This window comes from Pseudomonas sp. TMW22089 (assembly GCF_022496645.1).
In the GTDB taxonomy this organism is placed as follows: Bacteria; Pseudomonadota; Gammaproteobacteria; order Pseudomonadales; family Pseudomonadaceae; genus Aquipseudomonas; species Aquipseudomonas paraversuta.
Window position 1 is genome coordinate 35,135 of record NZ_SCFG01000009.1, and the last position, 16,043, is coordinate 51,177.

At 59.9% G+C, this 16,043-nt stretch carries 18 protein-coding genes; all 18 read left to right on the forward strand.

All coding sequences use genetic code 11. The features are described from left to right. The first annotated feature begins 5 nt into the window (after positions 1-5). A complete protein-coding gene (gene fliJ, locus EQV90_RS10935; protein WP_003441852.1) occupies positions 6-458 on the forward strand; it encodes a flagellar export protein FliJ in 453 nt (150 codons plus the stop codon). A 136-nt stretch (positions 459-594) separates the two neighbouring features. After that, positions 595-897, forward strand: a complete 303-nt coding sequence (locus tag EQV90_RS10940; RefSeq protein ID WP_003441855.1) for an STAS domain-containing protein — start codon at positions 595-597, stop codon at positions 895-897. Then, complete coding sequence (locus EQV90_RS10945) at positions 894-2,591, forward strand: fused response regulator/phosphatase (protein WP_240878097.1); 1,698 nt, start codon at positions 894-896, stop codon at positions 2,589-2,591. Before EQV90_RS10940 ends, EQV90_RS10945 begins: the two co-directional genes overlap by 4 nt. A gap of 30 nt (positions 2,592-2,621) precedes the next feature. Next, a complete protein-coding gene (locus EQV90_RS10950) occupies positions 2,622-2,984 on the forward strand; it encodes an Hpt domain-containing protein (protein ID WP_003441860.1) in 363 nt (120 codons plus the stop codon). A gap of 77 nt (positions 2,985-3,061) precedes the next feature. Further along, the gene (locus tag EQV90_RS10955; RefSeq protein ID WP_240878098.1) at positions 3,062-4,333 is read left to right on the forward strand and encodes a flagellar hook-length control protein FliK; all 1,272 of its coding nucleotides are present in this window, start codon (positions 3,062-3,064) and stop codon (positions 4,331-4,333) included. A 185-nt stretch (positions 4,334-4,518) separates the two neighbouring features. After that, positions 4,519-5,010, forward strand: a complete 492-nt coding sequence (gene fliL, locus EQV90_RS10960; protein ID WP_003441871.1) for a flagellar basal body-associated protein FliL — start codon at positions 4,519-4,521, stop codon at positions 5,008-5,010. A gap of 9 nt (positions 5,011-5,019) precedes the next feature. Further along, a complete protein-coding gene (gene fliM / locus EQV90_RS10965; RefSeq protein WP_003441872.1) occupies positions 5,020-5,988 on the forward strand; it encodes a flagellar motor switch protein FliM in 969 nt (322 codons plus the stop codon). 58 nt (positions 5,989-6,046) lie between these two features. Then, on the forward strand, positions 6,047-6,511 hold the full coding sequence (fliN, locus tag EQV90_RS10970) for a flagellar motor switch protein FliN (protein WP_003441873.1): 465 nt from the start codon (positions 6,047-6,049) through the stop codon (positions 6,509-6,511). Then, complete coding sequence (gene fliO, locus EQV90_RS10975) at positions 6,512-6,952, forward strand: flagellar biosynthetic protein FliO (protein ID WP_003441874.1); 441 nt, start codon at positions 6,512-6,514, stop codon at positions 6,950-6,952. Then, complete coding sequence (fliP, locus tag EQV90_RS10980) at positions 6,952-7,695, forward strand: flagellar type III secretion system pore protein FliP (protein WP_003441875.1); 744 nt, start codon at positions 6,952-6,954, stop codon at positions 7,693-7,695. The genes fliO and fliP overlap by 1 nt, the downstream gene beginning before the upstream one ends. Positions 7,696-7,719: 24 nt before the next feature. After that, positions 7,720-7,989, forward strand: a complete 270-nt coding sequence (fliQ, locus tag EQV90_RS10985; protein ID WP_003441876.1) for a flagellar biosynthesis protein FliQ — start codon at positions 7,720-7,722, stop codon at positions 7,987-7,989. Beyond that, on the forward strand, positions 7,990-8,772 hold the full coding sequence (gene fliR, locus EQV90_RS10990; protein ID WP_003441877.1) for a flagellar biosynthetic protein FliR: 783 nt from the start codon (positions 7,990-7,992) through the stop codon (positions 8,770-8,772). A 2-nt stretch (positions 8,773-8,774) separates the two neighbouring features. Beyond that, the gene (gene flhB, locus EQV90_RS10995) at positions 8,775-9,911 is read left to right on the forward strand and encodes a flagellar biosynthesis protein FlhB (RefSeq protein ID WP_240878099.1); all 1,137 of its coding nucleotides are present in this window, start codon (positions 8,775-8,777) and stop codon (positions 9,909-9,911) included. Positions 9,912-9,983: 72 nt separating this feature from the next. After that, a complete protein-coding gene (locus EQV90_RS11000; protein WP_010656434.1) occupies positions 9,984-10,553 on the forward strand; it encodes a hypothetical protein in 570 nt (189 codons plus the stop codon). Between the two features lie 218 nt (positions 10,554-10,771). Further along, positions 10,772-12,901 (forward strand): flagellar biosynthesis protein FlhA, encoded by a 2,130-nt coding sequence (gene flhA, locus EQV90_RS11005; protein ID WP_003441880.1) that lies wholly within the window; start codon positions 10,772-10,774, stop codon positions 12,899-12,901. Positions 12,902-12,912: 11 nt separating this feature from the next. Further along, complete coding sequence (gene flhF, locus EQV90_RS11010) at positions 12,913-14,226, forward strand: flagellar biosynthesis protein FlhF (RefSeq protein ID WP_003441881.1); 1,314 nt, start codon at positions 12,913-12,915, stop codon at positions 14,224-14,226. A 119-nt stretch (positions 14,227-14,345) separates the two neighbouring features. Beyond that, complete coding sequence (gene fleN / locus EQV90_RS11015; RefSeq protein WP_003441882.1) at positions 14,346-15,176, forward strand: flagellar synthesis regulator FleN; 831 nt, start codon at positions 14,346-14,348, stop codon at positions 15,174-15,176. Continuing rightward, the gene (gene fliA / locus EQV90_RS11020; protein WP_232286857.1) at positions 15,173-15,916 is read left to right on the forward strand and encodes an RNA polymerase sigma factor FliA; all 744 of its coding nucleotides are present in this window, start codon (positions 15,173-15,175) and stop codon (positions 15,914-15,916) included. The genes fleN and fliA overlap by 4 nt, the downstream gene beginning before the upstream one ends. The last annotated feature ends 127 nt before the right edge of the window (positions 15,917-16,043 follow it).

Consider the following 16,043-nt stretch of genomic DNA (forward strand, 5'->3'; position numbering starts at 1 on the left):
CGACCATGGCCAGTGATGGAAGGGCAGCGCGTCTGGCGCCGGTGGTGGACATGGCCGAAAAAACCGAGAAGGCCGCAGCGCAGCGGCTGGGGCATTTCCAGGGCCAGGTCAATCTGGCCAACAGCAAACTCGGCGACCTGGAAAACTTCCGCGGGGAATACCAGTCGCAATGGATTGAGCGCGGCAGCCAGGGCGTCACGGGGCAATGGTTGCGCAACTATCAATACTTCCTCAACCAGCTTGAAACCGCCGTCGGGCAGCAGCGCCAAAGCCTGGTCTGGCATGAGAACAACCTCAACAAGGCCCGCGAAACCTGGCAACAGGCCTATGCCCGGGTGGAAGGGCTGCGCAAACTGGTCCAGCGTTACGCCGAAGAAGCCCGCCAGCTGGAAGACAAGCGCGAGCAAAAACTGATGGACGAGCTGTCCCAGCGTTTACCGCGTAACAATCCTTACTGAAATCCCCCCTCTCCTGTAGGAGCGAGCTTGCTCGCGAGCAGGCTCGCTCCTACAGAGTTTGTGCGGCGTCACTCCCTGGGTTTCAGAGCGTCTATAGTTTGCGGGTCAACCCGAAACCCGACACGGGAGCTCCCCCATGGCAGTGACGTCTGAAATCTCCGCAGATGGCCGCAAGCTGACGATCGCGATCAAAGGCCGGTTCGACTTTGCCAAGCATCAGCAATTTCGTGAGGCTTACGAAAAGCTCGACTCTGATACCGAATGCGTGGTGGATCTGAAGGAAGCGACCTACGTCGACAGTTCGGCGCTGGGCATGCTGTTGTTGCTGCGCGACCATGCCGGCGGCGACAACGCAGAAATCAGGGTGATCAACAGCAACCCGGATGTGCTCAAGATTTTCAATATTTCCAACTTCGACAAACTGTTCGATATCACGTGAACACCTCCTTGACCGTGTTGATTGCCGAGGACAGCAGCGCTGACCGCCTGCTGTTGTCGAGCATTGTGCAGCTTCAGGGGCATAACGTGCTGCTGGCAGCCAATGGTGCTGAAGCCGTAGCGCTGTTTGCCCGGGAGCGTCCACAGCTGGTGTTGATGGATGCTGTGATGCCAGTGATGGACGGATTCGAGGCCGCGCGCCAGATCAAAGCATTGGCGGGCGAGGTGCTGGTACCGATCATTTTTCTCACGTCCCTGAATCAGGCCGATGCCCTGGCCCGCAGTCTCGAGGTCGGCGGCGACGACGTGCTGAGCAAGCCTTACAACCCCATGCTGCTGGCGGCGAAAATCACCGTGATGGACCGGATGCGGCGTCTGCAGGAAACCGTGCTGCAACAGCGTGACCAGATCGCTCGGCATAACGATTACTTGCTCAACGAGCAGCGGGTGGCCAAGGCCGTGTTTGACCGGGTGGCACACGCGGGCTGTCTGAGCGCGCCGAATATCAGTTACCTGCAATCGCCCTATGCCTTGTTCAATGGTGATTTATTGCTGGCGGCCTACACCCCGACCGGAGATACCCATCTTCTTTTGGCCGACTTTACCGGGCACGGCCTGCCGGCTGCGATTGGTGCCATGCCTTTGGCAGAAGTGTTTTACAGCATGACGGCCAAAGGCTACGGGCTGGCCGAAATGCTCCGGGAAATGAACGCCAAGCTCCAGGGCATCCTGCCCGTCGACATGTTTTGCTGCGCCACGGTGCTGTGCGTCAGTGCCCAGCGGCGCAGTGTCGAAGTCTGGAACGGCGGCATGCCCGATGGCTATCTGCAAGCCCGGGCCACGGGGCAGCGCAGGGCATTGACCTCGCAGCACCTGCCGTTGGGCGTATTGCGTGCCGAAGCCTTCGATCACTCCACCCGTGTATGGCCAATGCTGCCCGGTGACCAGCTGTTTTTACTGACCGATGGTGTGATCGACACCAGCGGCCCGGATGAGCAGCTGTTCGGAGTTGAGCGCTTGCAGCAGGTACTGGATGCCAATCGCCAGCCGCACATGCTGATTGCCGAGGTCGAACAGGCCCTGCACGATTTCCAGGGCCATTCCCGTGATGATGTGAGCATGGTGCAGATCACGTCACAGTTGCCGCAGCCTCTGGATGTGCCGGTCATGCCTTATTCCGACAGTGACCAGTGCAGCCCGCTGGACTGGTCGGCCAGCTTTGAATTCCGCGGGGCCACGCTGCAACGGTTCAATCCGCTGCCCTATCTGTTGCAATTGCTGATGGAGGTTCACGGCTTGCGGGCCCGGGGTGCAGTGATTCATGCGGTACTGTCCGAGCTTTACAGCAATGCCCTGGAGCACGGCGTTCTGGGCCTTGATTCACGGCTCAAGCGAGATGCCCGGGGGTTTGCCCGCTATTACCAGTTGCGTAATGAACGTCTGGCAGCGCTGCGAAGCGGGTTTGTACGGGTGCGGGTGCAGGTCGAACCTGTGCCACGGGGCGGGCGCTTATTGCTGCAGGTAGACGACAGTGGTGAGGGTTTTGATGTTGCAACAGTGCTGTCCAGACCGCTGGACCTGAACCGTTTGTCGGGGCGTGGGGTGAGTTTGGTACGCCAACTGTGCCCTGCAGCGCAATGGTCCGCCGATGGTCGCAGTGCGACCGTAGAGTTTTCATGGGAGGCTCTGGCATAATCCGATCATTCTTGATCAAGGAGTGAACAAGTGTCCGACATTCATATGGATCCAAAGGTAGTCAGTGCGTTGCGGGACGTAATGGAAGGCGGGTTTGAGGATTTGCTCGACACCTTTCTTTCTGATTCCGAAGAGCGTCTGGATCAACTGCGCAGCACACACGAAGCCCACGACCTGAGTCTGGTCGCCCACAGCTTCAAAGGCAGCAGCAGCAACATGGGTGCCATTCGTTTGGCGCATCTGTGCGGCCTGCTTGAAGAGCGCGCGCAAAAGAAGCCGCTGGCCGGCATCAAGGAACTGGTCGTCAAAATCGACGATGAATACCAGATGGTGCGTCGTCTTTATCGTGCCGAGCGCCAGCGTTTCAACCCGTCGAACTTTGCCTCCGGCTGATTCGGCCAAAGCTGGCCCGAACCTTGCTCTGACTCATCCACCTGTACCTATGCCAGCCGTACAGTGGAGACCTGTTAATGCCCCTTGCCGCCAATCCCTTTCTTCAGACCTCCGGTACTGCTGCGTCCAAAACGCCTGCGGTCAAAACTCCCCTGTCTGGCACCGAGCCCGCTAAATCCGGAGCTGAACCCTTTTCCAGGGTGTATGCGAAAGCGTCTGAAACCAAGCCCTTGAGTCATGTGCGGGAACCCTCTGCGGGAGCGCTCGCCAAGCGTAATCAGGGCAGCGACCAGGCGTCTGAAAGACCGCCGGCGGTTGCCGATAGCGGCAAGACCTTGCCTGCTGGCAAGACCAAAGACACCGGCAGCGCAAGTCAGCAAGATGCCGCTGACGGGGTGCGCGACGAGGCGACTGTGCCGGTGCAGGCAGTGGTAGCGCCGCCTGCGGCTGAAGCTGCAGTGCCGGTAGAGCCGGCGCAGCCCGAGGTGCAAGCCGCGCAATTGGCCGCTGCGGCGCAAGCACAGCTGCAGCCGCTACCGGTGGAGGATGACAGTTTCGATCCTGAGGCCGATCCCCTGGACGATATGCCTGCGGTGCGCCTGGCCATGGAGCAGGGCGGGCATGTCTCGGCCGGTAGCCAGACGCCGGGGAAAAATGCGGCACTGGAGAATTCCCCGGCCACTGTTCAGGGGCAAACCGCTGCGGTTGCCATGCTGATCGACCCGAAAGCCGACGGTTCAGCGTCCGGCGAGGGGGGGGAGGAAGTATTCAAGGGGCTGCTCGATGATGGCCTCAAAGACCTGAAGAGCGCATCCAGCGATACCCGGGTGGATGACTTCGCCAGTCGCCTGGCTGCACTCACCCAGGCGGCGGTACCCAAAACCGCCAATGCATTGCCGGTCAACCAGCCTTTGGCCATGCATCAGAGCGGCTGGACCGAAGAGGTGGTCAATCGTGTGATGTACCTGTCCAGCGCCAACCTGAAATCGGCAGATATCCAGTTGCAGCCGGCGGAGTTGGGGCGGCTGGATATCCGGGTCAACATCGCCCCCGACCAGAGCGCGCAGGTCAACTTCGTCAGTGCCCACGCCGGGGTGCGCGAGGCGCTGGACAACCAGATGCACCGCTTGCGTGAAATGTTCGCCCAGCAGGGCATGGGGCAGGTCGACGTCAACGTCTCGGACCAGTCGCGCAACTGGCAGGGGCAGGGCCAGGAGCAGCAGGCGCAGAACCCCTCTGGTGGTCACCGGCTTGAAGGTGCCGGCGAAGATGAGCCGGCAATCGCGACCACCGGCAGCGTAGCGCCGAGCGTGGTTATCGGCTCCAGCGCGGTGGATTACTACGCCTGAGCCACAGCCTCGCTCCCCCTCTAGGCGCGAGCTTGCTCGCGGGTTTTTTCAATGTGCAGGCGAGCAGGCTCACGCCTGCACAGGTGTGCTCTTACAGTGTTCTGCCACATCCCGACACTTCTGGCATAACACTTGCTCTGCCTACCCAAGCATCTGTGAAAACCGAAAAGCGACGGATTATTGGCATGGCGACGAGCGACGTAGTGAAGGACCCTGCCGAGAAAGGCAAATTGAAGCTGATCATCCTGGTCGCAGTGGCAGTGTTGCTGGCGATCGGCCTGTCTGTGGGCGCCACCTGGTATTTCCTGAGCGGCCCCAAGAGCGAGTCCGCACCTGTGGTTGACGCAAACATCAAGCTCCCTGCGATTTATGAACCCATGGCGCCGGCCTTCGTGGTCAATTTCAACGCCAATGGCCGCCAGCGCTATATGCAAGTGAGCATGACCTTGCAGGCGCGCGACCAGAATGACCTCAACGCCCTCAAGGTGCATATGCCAGTGATCCGCAACAATCTGGTGATGCTGTTCTCCGGGCAAACCTTCGATGACCTGGCGACGCCGGTGGGGCAGGAAATACTTCGTCAGAAAGCTACTGCCAGCGTTCAGGAAGTGGCGCAGAAAGAACTCGGAAAAGTGGTTGTCGATCAGGTGCTCTTTACTAACTTTGTATTGCAGTAGGATCACGACATGGCCGTGCAAGACCTGCTGTCCCAGGATGAAATCGACGCGCTGTTGCATGGTGTCGATGATGGCCTGGTACAGGCCGAAGCAGCTGCCGAACCCGGCAGTGTCAAAAGTTACGACCTGACCAGTCAGGACCGGATTGTCCGGGGCCGCATGCCGACCCTGGAAATGATCAACGAGCGTTTCGCCCGTTACACCCGCATCAGCATGTTCAACATGCTGCGCCGCTCTGCGGACGTCGCGGTGGGCGGGGTACAGGTCATGAAATTCGGTGAATACGTGCACTCGCTGTACGTGCCCACCAGTCTCAACCTGGTCAAGATCAAGCCGTTGCGCGGCACTGCGCTGTTTATCCTCGATGCCAAGCTGGTGTTCAAGCTGGTGGACAACTTCTTCGGCGGTGACGGCCGTCACGCCAAGATCGAAGGCCGTGAATTCACCCCCACCGAACTGCGGGTGGTGCGCATGGTGCTGGAGCAGGCCTTCATCGATTTGAAGGAGGCCTGGCAGGCGATCATGGAAGTCAATTTCGAGTACATCAACTCGGAAGTGAACCCGGCAATGGCCAATATCGTCGGCCCCAGCGAAGCGATCGTGGTGTCAACCTTTCACATCGAGCTCGATGGCGGTGGCGGAGACCTGCACGTCACCATGCCGTACTCGATGATCGAGCCGGTACGCGAGATGCTCGATGCCGGTTTTCAGTCCGACCTCGACGATCAGGACGAACGCTGGAGCAAGGCTTTGCGCGAGGACGTGCTGGATGTCAGCGTGCCACTGAGCGCCACCGTGGCCCGCCGGCAATTGCGTCTGCGGGACATTTTGCACATGCAGCCGGGTGATGTGATTCCCGTCGAACTACAAGACGAACTGGTGATGCGCGCCAACGGCGTGCCTGCGTTCAAGGTCAAACTGGGCTCGCACAAAGGCAATCTGGCCTTGCAAGTGATCGAGCCCATCGGACGGCGCTAGGCGTCGGTCCACCCCAAATTGCTGTGTTAATGATTGACTGCTCGCCGAGGACTCCCCGATGGCTACCGAACACGATACAAGTGCTGCAGACCAGGCCCTGGCTGATGAATGGGCTGCGGCCCTGGAAGAAACCGGCGACGTCGGGCAGGCGGATATCGACGCCTTGCTGGCGGCCGATGCAGCCACCAAGCCGGCCTCCAGCCGCTTGCCAATGGAAGAGTTCGGCAGCGTGCCGCGCAATAACGAACCGGTCACCCTGGATGGTCCCAACCTGGATGTGATTCTGGATATTCCGGTCTCCATCTCCATGGAAGTGGGCAGCACCGACATCAACATCCGCAACCTGTTGCAACTCAATCAGGGTTCGGTCATCGAGCTTGATCGTCTGGCCGGCGAGCCGCTGGACGTGCTGGTCAACGGCACCCTGATTGCCCATGGTGAAGTGGTGGTGGTCAACGAAAAGTTCGGTATCCGCCTGACTGACGTGATCAGTCCAAGCGAACGCATCAAGAAGCTGCGTTAAGTGAAGCGGCTTCTCGGCGGTTTACTGGCTTTACCCCTGAGCGTGCTGGCGGCCGAGCCGCTGGCCAGCGCCACCCCTGTCGCTGCACCTGTGATCGGCAGTGGCATCGGCGGGCAGCTGACACAGCTGGTGCTGGGTTTGTTGCTGGTGCTGGGGCTGATCTTTGCCCTGGCCTGGCTGCTGCGCCGGGTACAGCAGACCGGGTCGCGACAGGGGCAGGTGATTGAGTTGATCAGTTCGCGGGCCTTGGGTGCCCGCGACCGGCTGGTGCTGGTGCAAGTGGGCGAGGAGCAGATTCTGCTTGGCCTGACGCCCGGGCGTATCACCCCCTTGCACGTGCTCAAGGAGCCGGTGCAGGTGCCGGGTACCACGCAGTCGGCAACCCCCGAGTTTGCCAAACGATTGATGGAAGTATTGGGTCAGCAAAAGGACAAGCCGTAATGCGTTTAGTCGTCGCGCTGTTGTTGACGTTGCTCGCACCAGTAGCGTTCGGGGCCGATCCGCTGTCGATTCCGGCGATCACCCTGGGCACCGGGGCCAACGGCCAGCAAGAGTACTCGGTCAGCCTGCAAATTTTGCTGATCATGACCGCGCTGAGCTTTATTCCGGCGTTCGTCATGCTGATGACCAGCTTCACGCGGATCATCATTGTGTTTTCGATCCTGCGCCAGGCCCTGGGGCTGCAGCAAACGCCGTCGAACCAGATTCTCACCGGCATGGCGCTGTTCCTCACCATGTTCATCATGGCGCCGGTATTCGACAAGGTGAACCAGGACGCCTTGCAGCCTTACCTGGCAGAAAAACTCTCGGCCCAGGACGCCATTCTCAAGGCGCAAGTGCCGCTCAAGGACTTCATGCTGGCGCAAACCCGCACCAGCGACCTTGAACTGTTCATGCGCCTGTCCAAGCGCACCGACATCGCCACTCCGGATGCCGCGCCCCTGACCATTCTGGTGCCGGCCTTCGTCACCTCGGAGCTGAAAACCGCATTCCAGATCGGCTTCATGATCTTCATCCCGTTTTTGATCATCGACCTGGTGGTGGCCAGTGTGCTGATGGCCATGGGCATGATGATGCTCTCGCCGCTGATCATTTCGTTGCCGTTCAAAATCATGCTGTTCGTGCTGGTGGATGGCTGGGCGTTGATTATCGGCACCCTGGCCAGCAGTTTCGGCGGAGTTTGACCCCATGACCGGGAGTAATGCGCAATGACCCCAGAAGTCGCGGTTGACCTGTTTCGCAGCGCGCTGTGGCTGACCACGGTGATGGTCGCGGTGCTGGTCGTGCCCAGTTTGCTGGTCGGGCTGTTGGTGGCCATGTTTCAGGCGGCTACCCAGATCAACGAGCAGACCCTGAGCTTCCTTCCGCGGTTGCTGGTGATGCTGGTCACCCTGATCGTTGCCGGGCCCTGGCTGGTGCAGACCTTTATGGAATACATCCTGCAGTTGTACGGCAGCATTCCGCAGTTGATCGGCTAAATGTCGCTACTCGCTTTGACGGACGCGCAGATCAGCACCTGGGTCGCCAGCTTCATGCTGCCGCTGTTCCGGGTGGGCGCGTTGCTGACCACCATGCCGATCATCGGCACGACCCTGGTGCCCAAGCGCATCAAGCTGTTTCTGTCGCTGGCCATCACCCTGGCAATCCTGCCCAGCCTGCCGCCGCTGCCGGCCGTCAACCCGCTGGACCTCAGTGGCCTGATGCTGATTGCCGAGCAAATCATCATCGGCGCATTGCTGGGCTTCTCGCTGCAACTGTTTTTCCAGGCGTTCGTGGTGGCCGGGCAAATTGTCGCAATCCAGATGGGCATGGGCTTCGCGTCCATGGTCGACCCGGCCAACGGGGTCAACGTGGCGGTCATCGGGCAGTTCTTCACCATGCTCGTGACTTTGTTGTTTCTGTCCATGAACGGCCATCTGGTGGTCTTCGAGGTGCTCACCGAGAGCTTCACTACCTTGCCGGTGGGCGGTGGCTTGTTGACCAATCACTACTGGGAAATCGCCAACAAGCTGGGCTGGGTGCTGGGTGCCGCATTGTTGCTGGTGCTGCCGGCCATTACTGCATTGCTGGTGGTCAACATCGCCTTTGGTGTGATGACCCGGGCGGCGCCGCAACTCAATATCTTCTCGATCGGTTTTCCGCTGACTCTGGTGCTGGGCATGGTGATCCTGTGGATCGGCCTGGCGGATATTCTCAATCAGTATCAACCGCTGGCCTCCGAGGCCTTGCAGTTTTTACGTGAGCTGGCACAGGCGCGATAGCCATGGCAGAAAGCGAGAGCGGTGCCGATAAAACAGAAGACCCCACGGAGAAACGAAAAAAGGACTCCAGGGAAAAGGGCGAGATCGCACGCTCCAAAGAGCTGAATACCCTGGCCATCATGCTGGCGGGCTCTATCGGACTGCTGATTTTTGGCGGCGCGCTGGCGCGGGACATGATGGATCTGATGCGCTACAACTTCAGCATCAGTCGCGAAACCCTGCTTAATCCCGATTCCATGGGCCTTTTTTTGCTGCACTCGGGCAAGGTTGCGCTGATTGCCGTGCAGCCGGTTCTGGTGACCTTGCTGATTGCTGCCCTGGTCGGGCCCATTGCCCTGGGCGGGTGGCTGTTCGCTGCCGGCAGCCTGGCGCCCAAGTTCATCCGCATGAACCCCGCTGCCGGGATCAAGCGCATGTTCTCGGCCAAGGCGCTGGTGGAACTGCTGAAGGCGCTGGCCAAATTCTTCATCATCCTGATCGTGGCCTTGCTGGTGTTGCAGTCCGACATCGACGACCTGCTGCGAATCGCCCATGAGCCTTTGGAGCTGGCGGTAATCCACAGTGTGCAAGTGGTTGCCTGGAGTGCGCTGTGGATGGCCTGCGGGTTGATCCTGATTGCGGCGGTGGACGTTCCGGTGCAGCTGTGGGAAAGCCACAAAAAACTGCTCATGACCAAGCAGGAAGTGCGTGATGAGCACAAGGATCAGGAAGGTCGGCCCGAGGTCAAACAACGGATTCGCCAACTGCAACGGGAAATGAGCCAGCGGCGCATGATGAGTGCCATTCCCGACGCCGACGTGATTATCACCAACCCGACGCACTACGCCGTGGCGTTGAAATACGATCCGGAGAAGGGCGCGGCGCCCATGCTGCTGGCCAAGGGCAGCGATTTTCTGGCACTCAAGATTCGCGAGATTGGTGCCAAGCATAATATTTTGCTGCTGGAGTCTCCGGCCCTGGCGCGCTCGATCTACCACTCCACGGAGCTGGATCAGGAGATTCCTGCCGGGTTGTATCTGGCCGTGGCCCAGGTACTGGCCTATGTGTACCAGATACGCCAGTATCAGGCGGGCCGGGGCAAGCGCCCGGATCCGCTCAAGGACTTGCCGATTCCGGCGGATTTACGGCGTGATCAGTAGAGGCTTGCCCCAAACCTGCTTAACTTGGAATGCGATGTCTTTTTAGTTCGCGCGCAGGCAATGGAGAGTGCTATGCCGATTGAGTTAACCCTTATTCCTGAAAGTTCGATCAGAACCTATGCGCTAAGTGATTCGAGTGACATTGCTCACGTCGATCTCGAAGGGTTGTTTCCGAAATTCCCTGCTCTGGACGGCACCTTTGCCATTTTCTGGCTGGAACAATTGCAGGGGCGGCATATTGTCGGCTTCAGTACCGAGGGCTCGAACTTGCTGGCGGTGATCTCGTTGCCTACCGTGCCCCATGGCCTGGGCCGGGAGCAGTACTACGCCGGGATCATGGAGCGCTGCTACAAAGAGCGGGACTCCATCATGTCTTTTCTGCGCAAGTCGTTGAGTTTCGAAGGCATCAATGGCCGCTGCGTGCGCAGTTTCATCCTCTACAAGCTGATACGCCAGTTGCAGCTGGACAGCGTGCCGGTGTGGGAAGAGCGCCCGCACATCGGCGATGGGCGCTGTGGTGCGATTTTGATCGGTGGTCGCGGATCTGAGCGCTACGAGCCCAATCGCAAGCTGGATGTGGTGTTCCGCTCCAGCAGCAGCGCGTGTCTGGTGATCGACCTTGGGGAGTGGCGCTGGAACTGAGTTCCGGCGCCCCTTTGACCGTAGGAGCGAGCTTTTCAATCTGCAGACAAACAGCTCGCGGGCAAGCTCGCTCCTGCAGGGTTATGTATATATGGCTGCCGCCCGGCAGCTCTGAAATATAGACATGGCCATTTGCCAAAGTTGGAAGGCTTCTTGCACAGGCAGGCTTTACGGCGCATATGGCGTCAAAAGTTTGCTAAAGGTTTGTCGCAATGTCATTGGATCGCTCTCAGTTAATCAACACCGCACGCAACGGTCTGGCCGGTTTGGGGCATGGACAGTTGGGCGTGCCGTTGTTATTGCTGGTGATGCTGGCAATGATGATGCTGCCAATCCCGGCCTTTCTGCTGGACGTGTTTTTCACCTTCAATATCGCGCTGTCGATTGTGGTGTTGCTGGTCTGTGTCTATGCCCTGCGGCCGCTGGATTTTGCCGTATTCCCCACCATTTTGCTGGTCGCCACGTTAATGCGTCTGGCGCTCAACGTGGCTTCGACCCGGGTGGTCATGCTTCACGGCCAGGAAGGCCACGGGGCCGCCGGCAAGGTGATTCAGGCCTTCGGTGAAGTGGTGATCGGCGGTAACTACGTAGTCGGTATCGTGGTGTTCGCGATTTTGATGATCATCAACTTCGTGGTGGTGACCAAGGGTGCCGGACGTATTTCCGAAGTGAGCGCCCGTTTCACCCTCGACGCCATGCCCGGCAAGCAAATGGCAATTGACGCCGATCTCAATGCCGGTCTTATCGATCAGCCCCAGGCCAAGCAGCGCCGTCAGGAAGTTGCCCAGGAGGCAGAGTTCTACGGCTCGATGGACGGCGCCAGCAAGTTCGTGCGCGGTGATGCCATCGCCGGCTTGCTGATTCTGTTCATCAACCTGATCGGTGGCATGGCCGTCGGTATTTTCCAGCACGGCATGACGTTCGGCGAGGCCGGCAAGGTCTACGCCTTGCTCACCATCGGTGACGGTTTGGTGGCGCAGTTGCCATCGCTGTTGCTGTCCACCGCTGCCGCGATCATGGTGACCCGCGCGTCCGGCTCCGAAGACATGGGCAAGCAGATCAATCGCCAGATGTTTGCCTCGCCCAAGGCGCTGGCGGTGTCGGCCGGTTTGATGGCGGTCATGGGGATCGTGCCGGGCATGCCGCACTTCTCCTTCCTGAGTCTGGCCGCCGTTGCGGGTGGCGTGGCCTATCTGATGTGGAAAAAGCAGAATGTGGTCAAGGTCCAGGCCCTGCAAGAGGTGCAGCGTCAGCAAGAGTTGCTGCCATCGCCGGCCCGGGCCCAGGAGAGCAAAGAGCTGGGCTGGGATGACGTAACGCCCATCGACATGATCGGGCTGGAAGTCGGCTATCGTCTGATCCCGCTGGTGGACCGCAATCAGGGCGGCCAGTTGCTGGCACGGATCAAGGGCGTGCGCAAAAAACTGTCCCAGGACCTGGGCTTTCTGATGCCCACCGTGCATATCCGCGACAACCTCGATCTGGCCCCCAGCGCCTATCGCCTGACCTTGATGGGGGTGATTCTGGCCGAGGCCGAGATCTACCCCGATCGCGAACTGGCGATCAACCCGGGGCAGGTGTTCGGCACACTTAACGGTATTACCACCAAAGATCCGGCCTTCGGTCTGGAAGCCGTGTGGATCGAGATCAGTCAGCGCAGTCAGGCGCAATCGCTGGGCTATACCGTAGTGGATGCCAGCACTGTAGTTGCGACCCACTTGAACCAGATTCTGTACAAGCACTCCCATGAACTGATCGGTCATGAAGAAGTGCAGCAGTTGATGCAGCTGCTGGCCAAGGCCTCGCCCAAATTGGCCGAAGAGCTGGTGCCGGGGGTGTTGAGCCTGTCGCAGTTGCTCAAGGTGTTGCAGGCCTTGTTGGCAGAACAGGTACCGGTGCGCGACATTCGAAGCATTGCCGAAGCCGTCGCGAACAATGCCCATAAGAGTCAAGATACTGCCGCGCTGGTTGCTGCGGTCCGGGTCGGACTGTCCCGCGCAATCGTGCAAAGCATTGTAGGCGTTGACTCCGAGCTGCCTGTGATCACCTTGGAACCAAGGTTGGAACAAATATTGCTCAATAGTTTGCAAAAGGCCGGACAAGGCCAGGAAGAGGGCGTGTTGCTGGAGCCAAGCATGGCGGAAAAACTCCAGCGCTCGCTGATCGACGCCGCCCAGCGTCAGGAGATGCAAGGCAACCCGGTGATCTTGCTGGTGGCAGGCCCGGTACGTGCAATGCTTTCGCGGTTTGGACGCCTGGCGGTGCCTAACCTGCATGTGCTCTCGTACCAGGAAATTCCTGATAACAAGCAAGTCACGATTGTTGCGACAGTAGGCCCTAACGGCTGAGGGTTTGATTTATGCAAGTGAAGCGATTTTTCGCCGCCGACATGCGTCAGGCCATGAAGCTGATTCGTGATGAATTGGGGGCCGACGCCGCCATTATCGGTAACCGCCGGATCGCCGGTGGGGTGGAGCTGACTGCCGCCCTGGACTACAAGCTGTCGGCGCTGGCACCGCGGGTACCGAATATGGAACTGGAAGAAGAGCTGCGCAAAACCCAGTCCAGCATTGTTTCGGCCCGGGCCGAACTGAGTTTGCGCGGGGATGGCGATGCCGATGTCAGCCGCCAGTTGTTTGCCGGTCTGCCGCTGACCGCCGCCGAGCCGTTGACCGAGCCGGCGCCGCAGGAACCGGCGCGTCCTGCTCCTGTGGCCGCGCCGTCGATGGACCAGCGCGCCTTTGACAACATGCGCTCGGAACTCAATGTGCTGCGCGAACTGCTCGAAGTGCAGTTGGGCTCGCTGGCCTGGAACCAGTTGCAGGCCGCCAAGCCTGCACAAGCCAATTTGTGGCGCCGTTTACAGCGCATTGGCTTGTCCGGGCCGCTGTCGCGGGATCTGCTGGCGCAAGTGGCTGGAATTGAAGAACCGCGTCAGGCGTGGCGGATGTTGCTGGCCCACCTGGCGCGGATGATCGCGACCCCGGAGCTTGAACCCCTGGAAGAGGGCGGTGTGATTGCCATGGTGGGGCCTGCGGGCATGGGCAAAACCACTACCCTGGCCAAGCTGGCAGCGCGTTATGTCCTCAAGTACGGCGCGCAAAATATTGCCCTGGTGAGCATGGACAGCTTTCGTATCGGTGCCCAGGAACAACTGAAGACCCTGGGCCGAATTCTCAATGTACCCGTGACCCACGTTGCGCCTGGCCAGTCGTTGGGCCAGACCCTTGAGCCGCTGGTACGCAAGCGCGTGGTGCTGGTGGATACCGCCGGCCTGCAGGCCAGCGATCCGGCACTGCGCCTGCAGCTTGAAAGTCTTGCGGGGCGCGGGATCAAGGCACGCAACTATCTGGTACTGGCGACCACCAGTCAGAAACAGGTGTTGACGGCGGCTTACCTCAGTTACAAACGATGCGGGCTGGCCGGTTGCATTCTGACCAAGCTGGATGAAACCGCGAGTCTGGGGGAGGTGCTGAGCCTGGCGATCCAGCACGGGCTGCCGGTGGCTTACCTCACGGATGGTCCGCGGATCCCCGATGATCTTCACTTGCCCCGTCGTCACCAGTTGGTGAGCCGGGCCGTGAGTGTGCAAATGCAGGAAGAACCCAGTGAAGAGGCCATGGCCGACATGTTCGCTGATATCTATCAAAGCCCTCCCAAACAGGTCGGCTGAGGTACTCAAGGTTACGTAGCAATGTACCTACATCGATGGTCTGCAAGGTGTTGTGCCAGTGGGGCACGTGCAGCCAACCTTTGTAGCCGCGTCTAAGAAAGACAAGGTAAAAAATGATCATGGGCAGCATGCATCCCGTACAGGTGATCGCAGTGACCGGCGGCAAGGGTGGCGTCGGTAAAACTAACGTGTCAGTCAACTTGTCTATCGCGCTTGCCGAAATGGGCAGACGCGTCATGTTGATGGATGCCGACCTGGGCCTGGCAAACGTCGATGTCCTGCTCGGGCTGACCCCCAAGTACACCCTGGCCGATGTGGTCGAGGGTCGTTGCGAGCTGCGCGACGTACTGCTCCAGGGCCCTGGCGGGATCAGGATCGTACCGGCGGCGTCGGGCACCCAGAGCATGGTCAATCTGAGCCCGGCCCAGCATGCCGGTCTGATCCAGGCCTTCAGTGACCTGGGCGATAACCTCGACGTGCTGGTGATCGATACCGCAGCCGGGATCGGCGACTCAGTGGTGAGTTTTGTGCGCGCCGCCCAGGAAGTCCTGCTGGTGGTGTGTGACGAACCGACTTCGATCACCGATGCCTACGCGCTGATCAAGCTGCTGAACCGCGATTTCGGGATGAACCGGTTCCGGGTGCTGGCCAACATGGCCCAGAGCCCGCAGGAAGGGCGCAATCTGTTCGCCAAACTGACCAAGGTTACCGACCGTTTTCTGGATGTCGCCCTGCAATACGTGGGCGCCGTGCCCTACGACGAGAGTGTGCGCAAGGCGGTGCAAAAACAGCGCGCCGTGTACGAGGCATTTCCGCGTTCCAAGTGCTCCCTGGCGTTCAAGGCCATCGCCCAGAAAGTTGACACCTGGCCGCTGCCGGCCAATCCCCGGGGGCATCTGGAGTTCTTTGTCGAGCGCCTGGTGCAACAGGCAGGCGGAGGGCGTCCCTGATGACCGCCAGCGGCTATCGCATGTACAGCAAAGCGTCGCGTGACAGCCAGTATGAGCTGATCGAACGCTACGCACCGTTGGTCAAGCGTATCGCCTATCACCTGTTGGCGCGTTTGCCCGCCAGCGTGCAGGTGGACGACCTGATCCAGGCCGGGATGATCGGCCTGCTCGAAGTGTCGACCAAATACGACGCGACCAAGGGCGCGAGTTTCGAGACCTACGCCGGTATCCGCATTCGTGGTGCGATGCTCGATGAAGTGCGCAAGGGCGACTGGGCGCCGCGCTCGGTGCACCGCAATACCCGCATGGTCAGTGACGCAATTCGGGTAATTGAAGCAAAAACCGGTTGTGACGCTAAAGATCACGAGGTTGCGGCCGAACTCCAGTTAAGCCTTGATGATTATTACGCCATTTTGAATGACACCCTGGGCAGCCGCCTGTTCAGTTTCGACGACCTGTTGCAGGACGGCGAGCACGAAGGGTTGCATGAGGATGGTGCCAGTGCTCACCCGGAACCCTCGCGGGACCTGGAAGATGAACGCTTCCAGACAGCACTGGCCGACGCGATCAGCCTGTTGCCGGAGCGTGAGCGACTGGTCCTGGCGCTGTATTACGACGAAGAACTGAACCTCAAGGAAATCGGCGAGGTGCTGGGGGTCAGCGAATCCCGTGTCAGCCAGCTGCACAGCCAGTGCGCCGCCCGACTGCGGGCACGCCTGGGGCAGTGGCGGGCGAACTGAAAACAGCGGGCAATCGCTGATTCATTGTGGGAGCGGGCTTGCCCGCGATGGGCGCGACGCGGTGGATCAGTTAACCGGCGTTGCCTGCATCGCGTCAGGCCCGCTCCCACAGTTGATTTATGGCGTG

Excerpts from the sequence above, each read along its gene's own strand:
- fliJ (WP_003441852.1), top strand. The coding sequence starts at position 6 with ATGGCCAGTGATGGAAGGGCAGCGCGTCTGGCGCCGGTGGTGGACATG.
- EQV90_RS10940 (WP_003441855.1), top strand. The coding sequence starts at position 595 with ATGGCAGTGACGTCTGAAATCTCCGCAGATGGCCGCAAGCTGACGATC.
- EQV90_RS10955 (WP_240878098.1), top strand. The coding sequence starts at position 3,062 with ATGCCCCTTGCCGCCAATCCCTTTCTTCAGACCTCCGGTACTGCTGCG.
- fliL (WP_003441871.1), top strand. The coding sequence starts at position 4,519 with ATGGCGACGAGCGACGTAGTGAAGGACCCTGCCGAGAAAGGCAAATTG.
- fliM (WP_003441872.1), top strand. The coding sequence starts at position 5,020 with ATGGCCGTGCAAGACCTGCTGTCCCAGGATGAAATCGACGCGCTGTTG.
- fliN (WP_003441873.1), top strand. The coding sequence starts at position 6,047 with ATGGCTACCGAACACGATACAAGTGCTGCAGACCAGGCCCTGGCTGAT.
- fliP (WP_003441875.1), top strand. The coding sequence starts at position 6,952 with ATGCGTTTAGTCGTCGCGCTGTTGTTGACGTTGCTCGCACCAGTAGCG.
- fliQ (WP_003441876.1), top strand. The coding sequence starts at position 7,720 with ATGACCCCAGAAGTCGCGGTTGACCTGTTTCGCAGCGCGCTGTGGCTG.
- fliR (WP_003441877.1), top strand. The coding sequence starts at position 7,990 with ATGTCGCTACTCGCTTTGACGGACGCGCAGATCAGCACCTGGGTCGCC.
- flhB (WP_240878099.1), top strand. The coding sequence starts at position 8,775 with ATGGCAGAAAGCGAGAGCGGTGCCGATAAAACAGAAGACCCCACGGAG.
- EQV90_RS11000 (WP_010656434.1), top strand. The coding sequence starts at position 9,984 with ATGCCGATTGAGTTAACCCTTATTCCTGAAAGTTCGATCAGAACCTAT.
- flhF (WP_003441881.1), top strand. The coding sequence starts at position 12,913 with ATGCAAGTGAAGCGATTTTTCGCCGCCGACATGCGTCAGGCCATGAAG.
- fleN (WP_003441882.1), top strand. The coding sequence starts at position 14,346 with ATGGGCAGCATGCATCCCGTACAGGTGATCGCAGTGACCGGCGGCAAG.